The sequence below is a fragment of the Mesorhizobium sp. L103C131B0 genome, assembly GCF_000502275.1.
Taxonomy (GTDB): domain Bacteria; phylum Pseudomonadota; class Alphaproteobacteria; order Rhizobiales; family Rhizobiaceae; genus Mesorhizobium.
This window is the reverse complement of sequence record NZ_AYXC01000025.1, coordinates 1-12,071: the sequence shown is the minus strand read 5'-3', so window position 1 is coordinate 12,071 and position 12,071 is coordinate 1. Positions and strand designations below refer to the sequence as shown.

The 12,071-nt window shown below is 62.8% G+C and carries 12 protein-coding genes and 1 pseudogene; 8 read left to right on the top strand and 5 right to left on the bottom strand.

The annotated features are described in order from the left end of the window. Positions 1–189: 189 nt before the first annotated feature. Genes X730_RS138305 through thrC form a run of 4 tightly spaced genes read right to left on the bottom strand, consistent with a single transcriptional unit; the run spans position 190 to position 6,397 of the window. The gene (locus X730_RS138305; RefSeq protein WP_023754851.1) at positions 190–3,078 is read right to left on the bottom strand and encodes an EAL domain-containing protein; all 2,889 of its coding nucleotides are present in this window, start codon (positions 3,076–3,078) and stop codon (positions 190–192) included. A gap of 3 nt (positions 3,079–3,081) precedes the next feature. Continuing rightward, a complete protein-coding gene (locus X730_RS138310) occupies positions 3,082–3,678 on the bottom strand; it encodes a GNAT family protein (protein WP_023668403.1) in 597 nt (198 codons plus the stop codon). 14 nt (positions 3,679–3,692) lie between these two features. Further along, positions 3,693–4,985: a pitrilysin family protein gene (locus X730_RS138315; RefSeq protein ID WP_023668402.1), complete on the bottom strand. Its 1,293-nt coding sequence runs from the start codon at positions 4,983–4,985 to the stop codon at positions 3,693–3,695. 14 nt (positions 4,986–4,999) lie between these two features. After that, positions 5,000–6,397: a threonine synthase gene (thrC, locus tag X730_RS138320; protein WP_023709657.1), complete on the bottom strand. Its 1,398-nt coding sequence runs from the start codon at positions 6,395–6,397 to the stop codon at positions 5,000–5,002. Between the two features lie 126 nt (positions 6,398–6,523). Between thrC and X730_RS138325 the strand changes: the two genes are divergently transcribed. The 7 genes and pseudogenes from X730_RS138325 (at position 6,524) to X730_RS138350 (ending at position 9,803) form a co-directional block, all read left to right on the top strand. Beyond that, positions 6,524–7,255 carry a hypothetical protein gene (locus X730_RS138325; protein WP_023668400.1) on the top strand — a complete coding sequence of 244 codons (732 nt, stop codon included), beginning with the start codon at positions 6,524–6,526 and terminating at the stop codon, positions 7,253–7,255. Between the two features lie 199 nt (positions 7,256–7,454). Continuing rightward, the gene (locus X730_RS138330; protein WP_023687160.1) at positions 7,455–7,778 is read left to right on the top strand and encodes a metalloregulator ArsR/SmtB family transcription factor; all 324 of its coding nucleotides are present in this window, start codon (positions 7,455–7,457) and stop codon (positions 7,776–7,778) included. After that, on the top strand, positions 7,775–8,200 hold the full coding sequence (locus X730_RS138335; protein WP_023827459.1) for an SRPBCC domain-containing protein: 426 nt from the start codon (positions 7,775–7,777) through the stop codon (positions 8,198–8,200). The genes X730_RS138330 and X730_RS138335 overlap by 4 nt, the downstream gene beginning before the upstream one ends. 57 nt (positions 8,201–8,257) lie before the next feature. Continuing rightward, positions 8,258–8,650: a VOC family protein gene (locus tag X730_RS138340; protein ID WP_023668397.1), complete on the top strand. Its 393-nt coding sequence runs from the start codon at positions 8,258–8,260 to the stop codon at positions 8,648–8,650. A gap of 25 nt (positions 8,651–8,675) precedes the next feature. Beyond that, a complete protein-coding gene (locus X730_RS138345; protein WP_023668396.1) occupies positions 8,676–8,897 on the top strand; it encodes a hypothetical protein in 222 nt (73 codons plus the stop codon). Between the two features lie 3 nt (positions 8,898–8,900). Beyond that, positions 8,901–9,358 (top strand): annotated as a pseudogene (locus tag X730_RS03070) (DUF1801 domain-containing protein). A gap of 13 nt (positions 9,359–9,371) precedes the next feature. Continuing rightward, the gene (locus X730_RS138350; protein ID WP_023716122.1) at positions 9,372–9,803 is read left to right on the top strand and encodes a DUF1801 domain-containing protein; all 432 of its coding nucleotides are present in this window, start codon (positions 9,372–9,374) and stop codon (positions 9,801–9,803) included. 5 nt (positions 9,804–9,808) lie between these two features. Here the strand turns inward: X730_RS138350 and X730_RS138355 are convergent, their stop codons facing one another. Next, entirely contained in the window at positions 9,809–10,495 is a 687-nt protein-coding gene (locus X730_RS138355) for an HAD family hydrolase (RefSeq protein WP_023698533.1), read from the bottom strand. 188 nt (positions 10,496–10,683) lie between these two features. Here X730_RS138355 and X730_RS138360 point away from each other — a divergent pair, with 188 nt between their 5' ends. Then, positions 10,684–11,817 carry a site-specific DNA-methyltransferase gene (locus X730_RS138360; protein WP_023709860.1) on the top strand — a complete coding sequence of 378 codons (1,134 nt, stop codon included), beginning with the start codon at positions 10,684–10,686 and terminating at the stop codon, positions 11,815–11,817. Positions 11,818–12,071 lie beyond the last annotated feature (254 nt).

Sequence of the window (12,071 nt, the reverse complement as noted above, 5' to 3'; positions counted from 1 at the left end):
CCTTCGCCGACGTTCCGCCGAACCTTCGCGACTAGCCGAAGCCGCCCGCCACTTTCGTCATCCTAGGGTCTGCGCCGCGTCGCTGCGCTCCTTGCTTCGCCCTAGGATGACGAAGGCGCGGTCGCTTCAGCTAATTTTCGGGGTTCATTCCAATGTAACCACGCGCCTGCACGACGCATGCCTCACCCATCACGCCTGCGTCATCGGGTACTGTTCTTTCAACGCCTTCAGCACCTGGTCGCCTGGCATCGGCGCGCCGAACATGAAGCTTTGCACATATTCGCAGCCCATCTGGCGCAATTCCAGCGCATCGCTTTCGTCGGAAATGCCCTCGGCCACCACCGACAGGCCGAGTTCATGCGCCATGTTGACCATGGATTTGAGCAGCACCGCCCGCTTCGGCGTCGCGTCGTCGACGAAGCTCTTGTCGATCTTGATGGTGTCGAAGGGGAAGCGGGTCAGATAGGCGAGCGAGGAATAGCCGGTGCCGAAATCGTCCAGCGACAGGCCGATGCCGAGCTGCTTGAGTTTGGTCAGCACATGCGAGGTCTGCTCTGGATTGTCCATGACCAGCGATTCGGTAAGTTCGAGCCGGAAGCAGCGCGGCTTCAGATTGGCGCGGGCGATGACCGAGCGGACATCGCTGACCAGGTCGCGGCGGATCAGCTGGCGGCTGGACAGATTGACCGACACCGACAGCGGGGTGTCGCCGATCTGCTTTTGCCAGCCGGCGAGATCTTCGGCCGCCTGCTGCATGGCAAACAGCCCAAGCTGCACGATCAGGCCACAGCTTTCGGCGACCGGGATGAAATCGCCCGGCGGGATCATGCCGCGGCGCGGATGGTCCCAACGCAGCAGCGCTTCGAAGCCGGCAATGCTGCCGTCCTCCAGCCGCACGATCGGCTGGTAGGCAAGGGTGAATTCGCGCCGCTCGATGGCGCGGCGCAGATCGGATTCGAATTGCAGCCGGTCGGTGCCGACGGTGCGGAAGGCCGGCCGGAACGGCTCGATCCTGTCGCCGCCGAAGCGCTTGGCCTGGTGCATGGCAAGCTCGGCGTCCTTGACCATGTCTTCTGCCGAAGTCTGCGCCGAGGTCCAGGTGATCAGGCCGATCGAGGCAGTCAGCACGATCTCGCGCTTGGCGAAGGTGATCGGGTTGTTGATGGCGTGCTTGATGGCGTCTGCCACCGCCGCGATGCGGGAGGGTTCCTGTTCGGAGAGCAGCATCAGGGCGAACTGGTCACCGGCAAAGCGCGACAGCGAATCCTTAGGTTTCAACAGCCGGTGCAAGCGGCGCGCAATGGTGAGCAGGATGGTGTCGCCGGCCGAGATGCCAAGCCCGTCATTGACCTGCTTGAAACGGTCGATGTCGATGACGAAGACGGTGGGGCGCACCTTCTCTTCGGTGCGCGCGATCGAGATGATGGCTTCCAGCCGGTTCATCAGAAGTTCGCGGTTGGGCAGGCCGGTCAGATTGTCGTGAACGGCATCGTGCAGCAGCCTTTCCTCGGACTTTTTCTGCTCGGTAACGTCGACCATGGTGCCGACGCAGCGAATCACTTCGCCATCCGAGCCGATCACCGGCCGCGCCCGAAGCAAGAACCAGTGGTAGTGCCCGTCGGCGCCGCGCAGGCGGAAATTCTGCGAGACCCGGCCGCGCCGATGTTCGAGCACCACGTCGAGGGTGGTGCGGAACGTGTCGCGGTCGTCGGCATGCAGCACCGGCAGCCAGTTGCGGGCCGCACCCCCCAGGCTGTTGGGCGCCAGGCCAAGCTGGATGCTGACGTCGGGCTTGGTGACGACGCGGTCGCGCAGCACGTCCCAGTCCCACACCGTGTCGCCGGAGCCGGCGACGGCCAGCGCCTGGCGCTCGAGATCGGAGAACAGGCCCTGATGCAGCGCGCCGCCGGCAAAGGCATGCTGCATGACGGTGAAGCCGATCAAAAGGATGATCAGGATCAGCCCGCCGCCCAATGCCGGCTGGGCGATGTCGTTGTCGAGCATGCCGGTGATCGCCATCCACGACCCGCACAGCCATAGCAGCACCATCACCCAACTGGGCACCAGCATGATCGCACGGTCGTAACCACGAAGACCGAGCAGGATGATGAGGCCGAGCCCGGTCAGCGCGGTGGCGGCAAAGGACAGCCGGGCAATACCGGCGGCGACGGCCGGATCGATGATGGCCACACCCGCGATCAGCACCAGGCCGAGAATCCAGACCAGCGCGCCATAGCTGAAATGCCCGTGCCACCGGTTGAGGTTGAGATAGGCGAACAGGAACACCACGAAGGTCGCCGCAAGCGCCACCTCCGTTCCCGCCCGCCACATCTGCTCGTTGCCGGGCGATATCTCTATGATCTTGTTCAGAAAGCCGAAATCGACGCAGATATAGGCAAGTACCGCCCACGCAAGTGCGGCTGTCGCCGGAAACATCGAGGTTCCCTTGACGACGAAAAGGATGGTCAGGAACAGCGCCAGCAGCCCGGCGATGCCGATGACGATGCCGCGAAACAGCGTATAGGAATTGACCGAGTCCTTGTAGGCTTCCGGCTCCCATAGATAGACCTGCGGCAGCTTCGGCGAGGCGAGTTCGGCGATGAAGGTGATCACCGTTCCCGGGTTCAGCGTCACCCGGAACACGTCGGCGTCGGAGCTTGACTGGCGGTCGAGCGCGAAGCCCTCGCTGGGTGTGATCGCGGCGATGCGGGTGGCGCCGAGATCGGGCCAGAAGATGCCGGAATTCACCAGCCTGAAATGCGGCGCCACGATCAGCCGGTCAAGCTGCTGGTCGGTGGTGTTGGCGAGCGCGAACACCGCCCAGTCACCGCTCGAGCGCGCGTCATTGGCCTCGACCTCGATGCGCCGGACGATGCCATCGGGGCCGGGTGCGGTCGACACCTGGAAGTTTTCGCCCTGGTTGCGGTAAATCTCGACGGCGCGCGACAGGTCGAGCGCGACATCGTCGCGGGCAATCTTGATCGGTTCGACGGCGAAGGCCGGGAGCGCCGCGCAAAGCGTGACGACAACCGCCAGAACAAAGGCCAACAGCGACCCGTTTCGCAGGAAATTCGTCAAAAATCAGTCCTTCGTTCCAGCGCCCGGCGGATCGTCCGCGATCCGGGCGTAGAGGTAGTGGTCCTGCCAGATGCCGTTGATCCTGAGGTAGGATCGCAGAAGTCCTTCGCGCCGGAATCCGGCTTTTTCAAGCACGCGGATCGACCGGACATTGTCGGGAATACAGGCAGCTTCGATCCGGTGCAACCTCAGCGTATCGAAGGCGAAGCGGCAGACCACCTTGACCGCGTCGGTCATCAGGCCGCGGCCGCCAAACCGCTCCCCGATCCAGTACCCGACATGGCCGCTTTGCGAGACGCCGTGGCGGATATTGCCGAGCGTAATGCCGCCGGCAAGCTTGCCGCTCGCCTTCTCGAAGATGAAGAAGGCGATGGCTGTCCCCTGCGCATAGTCTTCGCGGTAGCGGCCGATGCGCAGCCGCCAGGCGGTGCGGTCGAGTTCATCGGGCGTCCAGCGCGGCTCCCACGGTTCGAGGAAGGCACGGCTTTCGCCGCGCACCGCTGACCATTCGCGATAGTCGTTGGTGTAGGGCACGCGCAGCATGACCCGGTCGCCTTTCAGTGCCGGCAGGTCACGGCGAAAGAAAGGGAGCGCGAACACCGGCGCTTGAAGGCTTAGACGGCGAGCTTGCGGGCCGTGGTGTGCGTGCCCGCAAGCGAATCGAGAATCGCCTCATAGGGCGCGAGCGTACCCACCGGTCCAACCGCGGTCAGCGTCGGCTTGGTCGAAAACAGCCGGGACGAAAGGTCGGTCAGCCGCTCGACGGTCAGCGCCGACAGCCGTTCCATCAACTCCTCCTTGGCGATCGGCCGACCGAACAGAAGCAGCTGCCTGGCGATCTGCGAGGCGCGGCTGGCCGGGCTTTCAGCCGACATGATCAGGCCGGCGCGATATTGCGCGCGGGCGCGGTCGAGCTCTTCCTGAAGGATATTCTCGCCGGCCTTCTGCAGCTCGTCGATAATGACCGGCACCAGTTCGGCAATGTCGCTCTGCCCGGTCGCGGCATGAACGCCGAAGATGCCGGTATCGGAAAAACCCCAGTGGAAGGCATAGACCGAATAGCACAGGCCACGCTTTTCGCGGACCTCCTGGAACAGCCGGGACGACATGCCGCCGCCGAGGATCATCGACAGCACCTGCGAAGCGTAGAAATCGCGCACATGATAGGCTCGGCCTTCGAAGCCGAGCACGATCTGCGCGTCCATCAGGTCGCGATCCTCGCGGAAATCGCCGCCGACATACTGCGCATATTGCGGCATCGTGCTGTCGGACTTGCTGCGGAAACCGCCGAGCTGCTTTTCGACCTCGCGCACGAAATTGTCGTGCTTAATGTCGCCTGCCGCCACGATCACCATCTTCTCGGCGCCATACTGGCGCTCTATGAAATCATGCAGCTGTTTGGAGGTGAAGGATTTGACGGTTTCCGGCGTGCCGAGGATCGAGCGGCCGATCGTCTGGTGGCGGAAGGCGGTCTCGGTGAAACGGTCGAAGACGATGTCGTCGGGCGTGTCGTGCGCGGCGCCGATCTCCTGCAGGATCACATGCTGCTCGCGCTCCAGTTCCTCTGGGTCGAATTCGGACTCCTGCAGGATATCGGCAAGGATATCCACCGCCAGCGGCACATCGTCGGACAGCACCCTGGCGTAATAGGACGTCGTCTCGACTGATGTGGCGGCATTGATCTCGCCGCCGACATCCTCGATTTCCGAGGCGATCTCGAAGGCCGTCCGCCTTTTCGTACCCTTGAAGGCCATATGCTCGAGCAGATGGGCCATTCCGTGCTCGTCGTCACGCTCATTGCGGGCGCCGGACTTGACCCAGGCGCCAAGGGCAACGGATTCGAGGCTTGGAAGGGTTTCGGTGGCGACTGTCAGGCCGTTCGACAGACGGCTTACCTCAACACCCATATGGCAAGTACTCCCTAACGCGCTGCCCTTGAGTGGCGGCTCACGTAATCTTCCACCATTTTCAGGTCGGATGGAAGTACCGTGTACTTTTCGTCGGCTGACATCAAGGACCCCAGCCATGCGGGCAGGGCCGGCGACACGCCGCAGGCGGCTTCGACCGCGGCCGGGAACTTGGCCGGGTGCGCCGTGCCCAGCACCACCATCGGCACTGCACCGTCAGCCTTGCCGGCGGCGACATGCACGGCCGCGGCCGTGTGCGGATCGAGCAGATAATTGCTGGATTCGAGCGTTGAACGGATGGTGGCGGCAACCTCGTCCATATCAGCGCGTCCGGCGTCGAATTCGGACCGCATCCGGTCGATTTCTGCGGTCTCGATGGTGAAGGCGCCGGATTGCTTGAGGCCGGCCATGTAACGCCGCACCGTCTCTGCGTTACGGTCGCAGGCCTCGAACAGCAGTCGCTCGAAGTTCGACGATACCTGGATGTCCATCGATGGCGACGTCGTCGCAAACACACCCTTGGTGCGGTATTCACCGGTCGCGAAAGTGCGCGCCAATATGTCGTTGTCGTTGGTGGCGACGATCAGCCGCTCGATCGGCAGGCCCATCTTCTTGGCGGCGTAACCGGCGAAAATATCGCCGAAATTGCCGGTCGGCACGGTAAAGGAGACCGGCCTGTCCGGCGCGCCGAGCGAAAGCGCCGAGGAAAAATAATAGACGATCTGGGCCATGATGCGGGCCCAGTTGATCGAATTGACGCCCGACAGCGACACGCGATCACGAAAACCATGATCGTTGAACATATCCTTCAGCAGGCCCTGGCAATCGTCGAAATTGCCTTCGATGGCCAGCGCCTGGACGTTGGTGGCCGTCGATGTCGTCATCTGCCGCTGCTGCACCGGCGAGACGCGGCCATGCGGAAACATCACGAAAATGTCAGTTCGGTCGCGGCCGGCGAAGGCATCGATGGCGGCGCCGCCGGTGTCACCCGAGGTCGCGCCGACGATGGTTGCGCGCTGGCCGCGCTCAGTCAGTACATGGTCCATCAGCCGGGCAAGCAGCTGCATGGCAACGTCCTTGAAGGCCAGCGTCGGACCGTGGAAGAGTTCAAGGATGAACGTGTTGGCGCCGGTCTGCACCAGCGGGCAGACGGCCTGGTGGCGGAAGGTGGCATAGGCTTCTCGCACCAGGCGCTCGAAGACGGGTGCGGCGATCTCGCCGCCGAGGAACGGCGTCAGCACGCGGATGGCGAGGTCCGCATAGGGCAGGCCGCGCATGGCGCGGATCTCGGCTGCCGAAAACTGCGGCCATGTCTGCGGCACATAAAGCCCGCCGTCGCGGGCCAGCCCCGCCAGCACCGCGTCGGCAAATCCAAGCACGGGTGCATCCCCGCGGGTACTCACATAGCGCATCGTCAAGGTCCATTGCTGCCGCCGGTTCATCCACGGCAATTGGTTAATTTTCCGAGCCGGCTCAGTCGCATTTTTGCCGTGGCGTTGCTATACGTCACCAACTTTGCGAGAGGGAAGTGCAGTTTCATGGCGTTTCACAAGTTCAACCGTCGCTTTGTCGCGGGTCTGGCGCTCACCGGCTTTATGCTTGCCGCCGCCGGTTGCCAATCGAGCGACAATGGCATCCTCAATCTCGGTTTCGGCAAGAAGACCGACCCGAATGCGCCAATACCGCCGCAGGATCCCAAGGTTCTCGCCAGCCAGTTGCAGGCCTACTGCCCGAAAGTGACGGTGCGCGATGGCACCGCCTACTTCAATACCTACGCCAAGGGCGCGCCGCAGCCGAGAAAGAAAAAGGCTGATGCGGCACAGGATGCCGAGGCCGCTGCCGCCGCGCAGACGGCGCCTGACGGCTCCATCGTCGATCCGAACAAGGATCCGGCCAAGATCATCTACCAGGCCTCGATCAGCGATGTGAGCCGCGATTGCAGCCGTGCCAACGGCCAGTTGACGATGAAGGTTGGCGTTGCCGGCAAGATCGTGCCGGGACCGCTGTTCGCCCCCGGCACCATCACCATGCCGATCCGCATTGCCGTCATGCACGGCCCCGACGTGCTTTATTCGCAAATTCACCCCTATCAGATCCAGGTCAGCGATCCCTCGACCGCCACCCAATTCGTGTTCACCGATCCCAACGTCGTCGTGCCCGAACCCTCCGCCCGGGATTACACTGTCTATGCCGGCTATGACGACACCGCGCCGGCGGCGGCGGACAAGAAGTCCGGCAAGAAAAAGAAGCGCGCTCCCGCGACGAACTAAGCGCCTGGGCGCCGTCGCTGCTGCGACGGTGCCGGTCAACTCTTTGAAAGATCCAAACGATCCGATCGTAATCCTGCAGGCGTGCGCCTGCGGCAGGTCGCGTCTGCGCTTTAATCTCGATCCATTCCGCCAGCGCACTTGACTCATCCATATCCCGGCGGTTATACGTCAATCAATAGCTCGCAGGTTATTGATCCCGATGCCGGACGCCCACGATACTTTGTTCAGAACGCTTGCCGACCCGACTCGGCGGGCCATCTTCGAGCGCTTGTGCCGCCAGGGTGAGCAGACCGTGGGGGCGCTGACGGCGCAGTCCGGGGTCTCGCAACCGGCGGTGTCGAAGCATCTCGGCGTCCTGAAGCTGGCCGGCCTGGTGCGTGACCGCCACGCCGGACGCCAGACCCACTACAGCGCGCAGCCCGAGGCACTTGGTCCGCTGACCGACTGGACAGTTCAAATGACAGGATTCTGGGAGAGCCGCTTCGATGATCTCGAGAACCTGCTGAAAAGGATGGACCAGTGAGCAATCCCGAGCTGCGCACCGTCGTCGTCGAACGTGAAATATCCTGGCCGGCGGAGAAGATCTGGCGCGCGTTGACGCAGCCGCATCTGATGGAGGATTGGCTCATGAAGAACGATTTCAAGCCTGTCGTCGGCCACAGTTTCAATCTTCGCGGCGACTGGGGCGGCGTGCTCGACTGCGAGGTGCTGGCCATCGAGCAAAACAGGACGCTGTCCTACAGCTGGGATTTTGCGCATGAGGATGCCGCCTACAATCTGAAGAGCGTGGTGACGTTCACGCTCACACCCACGAGCTCGGGAACCCATCTGCGCGTCGAGCAGTCGGGCTTCCATCCGAGCCAGAAGCAGGCCTATGGCGGAGCCATGGCCGGGTGGCAGCAATTCCTCACCAAGCTGGAGCAGCTTCTGGCGAACCCGGATTGAAGCCTGTCGGTACCATGCCCTGATCGCGGGGCACCGAATGCAAAAAGGAGGAAATCGATGAAGATCAAGCTGACCAGCGTCTATGTGGACAACCAGGATAACGCACTGCGCTTCTACACCGACGTGCTGGGCTTTGCTGTGAAGGCCGACTTCAGCAATGGGCCTTTTCGTTGGCTGACCGTCATCTCACCCGATGAGCCCGAGGGAGCCGAGCTACAGCTGGCGCTCAACGACAACCCGGCCGCCAAGGCCTACCAGCAGGCCATCTTCAAGCAGGGGCAGCCCGCGCTCATGCTGTTCACCGACGACGTCAAGGGTGATTACGAGCGCATCAAGGGACGCGGCGGTGCGTTCGCCATGGCGCCGACAGAAGTGACCGGCTCGACCATCGCCCAGCTCAACGACAGCTGCGGCAATCTCATCCAGATCACCCAACTGGCGCGTTGGTAGGCGCTGGTTTCAAGAGGAAGTTGCAATGAACTTGAGCAAATGGATACGTCAAACCCATCGTTGGCTGTCGATCATCTTCACGCTGACCGTGGCAGCCAATTTCATCACCATGGCGTTCGGGCAACCTCCGGCCTGGGTGGTCTATTCGCCGCTGCTGCCGCTATTCCTGCTGCTGTTCAGCGGCCTCTATATGTTCGTGCTGCCTTACGTCGCGAGATCGCGTGGCGAGCAGGGCGCGCAAGGGTAGGACATGGCCAAGGCGCCGGGAAAATCGAAGGTCGCAAAACCGGCCCCAGACAAGCCGGAAAAGCCGGTCCTGCTTTCGGGCGGCAACCCGCAGATCCCGAAGGCCTATGGGGACGCTCCGGTGCAGGCGTATATTGCTGCCATGCCGGGCTGGAAAAGCGATGTCGGGCGCCGGATCGACGCACTTATCGTCAGCGCCGTCCCCGGCGTCTGCAAGGCGGTGAAGTGGAACTCACCGTTCTATGGCATCGAGGGCGACGGTTGGTTCCTCAGCCTGCATTGCTTCACCAGATACGTCAAAGTCGCCTTCTTTCGCGGCACGTCGCTCGATCCTGTGCCTCCCGGCGTTCCAGGCAAAAGGAAGTGCGCTATCTCGACATCCATGAAGGCGAAGAGATCGACGAAGCCCGCTTCGCCTCCTGGGTGAAGCAGGCCAGCCGATTGCCCGGCGAGAAGATGTGAACGGAGGCAGACCATGAAGATCAGCATGTCGAGCAAGGACGAGGGAGGCGCCTCCGCCTCCGAGCGGATAGATGCCCGAATCCGGGAGCTGGACGATTGGCGGGGCAAGACGTTGGCCAGCCTGCGCAATACCATCCTCGACGCCGACCCGGAAATCACCGAGGAGTGGAAGTGGATGGGCAGCCCGGTATGGTCGCGCGACGGCATGATCGCCGTCGGCAACGCTCACAAGGACAAGGTGAAGCTGACCTTTTCTCACGGCGCCAGCCTGCCGGATCCCGACAGGCTGTTCAACAACGGGCTCAACGGCAAGGTGTGGCGCGCCATCGATGTGTCGGAGGGCGACGAGATCGATGCGGATGCGCTGAAAGCGCTCGTCCGCGCCGCGATTGCCTACAACAGGGCTAAGAAGAAACCGGCCAGGTCGGCCAAAGCCAAGGACTGATCGGTTCAGGCGTCCGACCACTCCGACAGAGCGGCAATCACACTTTTCAGTTCGGCCCAGCGGCGGATGACGGTTTCGGCTCCGGCTTCGGTCAGCACATCGGCATGGCCGGGATAGCTGTGCGCGGCGCCGGTGAAGCCGATCACGCGCATGCCAGCGGCCCTGGCGCCGGTGACGCCGTGCACCGAATCCTCGATGACGAAGGTGTTTGCCGGATTGGCGTTGAGTTGCTGCGCCGCGATCAGGAACACATCCGGCGCGGGCTTGGTTTTCTTGCTTGGTATTTCCAGCGCTGAAAAAATCCGGCCGGCGAAGAACGGCAGCAAGCCCACTTTCTCGAGCATGAACTCGATCCGCTCCAAGCGTGAGTTCGAGCAGACGCAGCGCGGCGCGGTGACCGCGGCGACCGCCTCGCGCACGCCGTCGATGGCGCGCACGTCGCTGCGCAGTTTGCGGTCGACCAGCTCTTCGGCCCGGTCGATCATCGAGGCCTGGAACGGGATGGCGGATTTTTGCTCGACCCGCATCATGATGTCCTTGAAGGTCAGTCCGGCATAGGTTTCGGCGTATTCCTCGGCCGAGATTTCATATCCGGCCAAGGTCAGCAATTCGGCCTCGACGCGGGCTGCGATGATTTCGGAATCGACGAGCACGCCGTCGCAATCGAAGATGACAAGATCTGGCTGGGGCATGGCAATCCGAACGAGGGAGGGTGATGGAGGCCCGGCAAGGCTCAAGCGGCGCGACATACACCAACGGGCCGGGCTGCGCAAATTGACGACGTCAGGGCTGCCTGGCCTGTTGCGTCCTTCACCGAATATTTACGCTGATCGGTAACCATAACGGGGAGTAAACAGTAACGCGTGCCTTGGGTGTAAAAATGTCTGCCGTGCGTCTTCTCGCCGACCTCTCCCACGCCCCCCAGCAATCCGAGTGGCTGGACACGATCCTCAAGGGCGATTGTGTCGCCGCGCTCGACCGGCTGCCGGAAAAATCCATCGACGTCATCTTCGCCGATCCGCCTTACAATCTGCAGCTCGACGGCGATTTGCACCGGCCCGACCAGTCCAAGGTTGACGCCGTCGACGATGACTGGGACCAGTTCGAGAGTTTCGAGGCCTATGACGCCTTCACCCGCGCCTGGCTCCTGGCGGCACGCCGCGTGCTGAAGCCGAATGGCACCATCTGGGTCATCGGCTCCTACCACAACATCTTCCGCGTCGGCGCCAAGATGCAGGATCTCGGCTTCTGGATTCTCAACGATGTCGTCTGGCGCAAGACCAACCCAATGCCTAATTTCCGCGGTCGCCGCTTCCAGAACGCGCATGAGACCATGATCTGGGCCTCGCGCGACCAGAAGGGCAAGGCCTATACCTTCAACTACGAAGCCATGAAGGCATCGAACGACGACATCCAGATGCGCTCCGACTGGCTGTTCCCGATCTGCACTGGCGGCGAGCGGCTGAAGAACGACAATGGCGACAAGCTGCATCCGACGCAGAAGCCGGAAGCGCTGCTCGCCCGCATCATGATGGCCTCGACCAAGCCGGGCGACATCGTGCTCGACCCGTTCTTCGGCTCCGGCACCACCGGCGCCGTGGCCAAGCGGCTTGGCCGCCATTTCGTCGGCATCGAGCGCGAGCAGGCCTATATCGACGCCGCCAATGAGCGCATCGACGCCGTGCGGCCGCTGGAAAGCGCCGATCTCACCGTGCTCACCGGCAAGCGCGCCGAGCCGCGCGTCGCCTTTGTCAGCCTCATCGATACCGGGCTTATGCAGCCCGGCGCCACGCTTTACGATGCCAAGAAGCGCTGGTCGGCCAAGGTACGCGCCGACGGCACGGTTGCCATCGGTGACAGCGCCGGCTCGATCCACAAGATCGGCGCCGAAGTGCAGGGCCTGGACGCCTGCAACGGCTGGACCTTCTGGCACTATGAGCGCTCGGGCGGCCTGACCCCGATCGACGAACTGCGCCGCATCGCCAGGCTCGGCATGGAGCGGGCAGGGGCCTGACGCTACCACATAAAGGTCGGCGCCCTACGGCGCCCCCCTCTGGCCTGCCGGCCATCTCCCCCACGAGGGGGGAGATCGCGCGCTTCATTGTTTTCGCCAACCTTCAACGTTGTAAGAAAGAGCCGTCGGCGAGGCTGCCAAGGTAGTGTGCTGAGAGTTCTGCAAATTCGCTGAGAGGGGGCGGTCATGGCAGGCTGGTGATGTTCAACGTCACCGATTCCCTGGAAGGAACGCCACCATGACCAAGACAGAAG

Bases quoted from the DNA above. Each gene is read 5' to 3' on its own strand.
- X730_RS138315 (WP_023668402.1), bottom strand. From the start codon at position 4,985: ATGGGTGTTGAGGTAAGCCGTCTGTCGAACGGCCTGACAGTCGCCACC.
- X730_RS138355 (WP_023698533.1), bottom strand. From the start codon at position 10,495: ATGCCCCAGCCAGATCTTGTCATCTTCGATTGCGACGGCGTGCTCGTC.
- X730_RS138350 (WP_023716122.1), top strand. From the start codon at position 9,372: ATGAAGATCAGCATGTCGAGCAAGGACGAGGGAGGCGCCTCCGCCTCC.
- thrC (WP_023709657.1), bottom strand. From the start codon at position 6,397: ATGCGCTATGTGAGTACCCGCGGGGATGCACCCGTGCTTGGATTTGCC.
- X730_RS138345 (WP_023668396.1), top strand. From the start codon at position 8,676: ATGAACTTGAGCAAATGGATACGTCAAACCCATCGTTGGCTGTCGATC.
- X730_RS138340 (WP_023668397.1), top strand. From the start codon at position 8,258: ATGAAGATCAAGCTGACCAGCGTCTATGTGGACAACCAGGATAACGCA.
- X730_RS138330 (WP_023687160.1), top strand. From the start codon at position 7,455: ATGCCGGACGCCCACGATACTTTGTTCAGAACGCTTGCCGACCCGACT.
- X730_RS138360 (WP_023709860.1), top strand. From the start codon at position 10,684: ATGTCTGCCGTGCGTCTTCTCGCCGACCTCTCCCACGCCCCCCAGCAA.
- X730_RS138325 (WP_023668400.1), top strand. From the start codon at position 6,524: ATGGCGTTTCACAAGTTCAACCGTCGCTTTGTCGCGGGTCTGGCGCTC.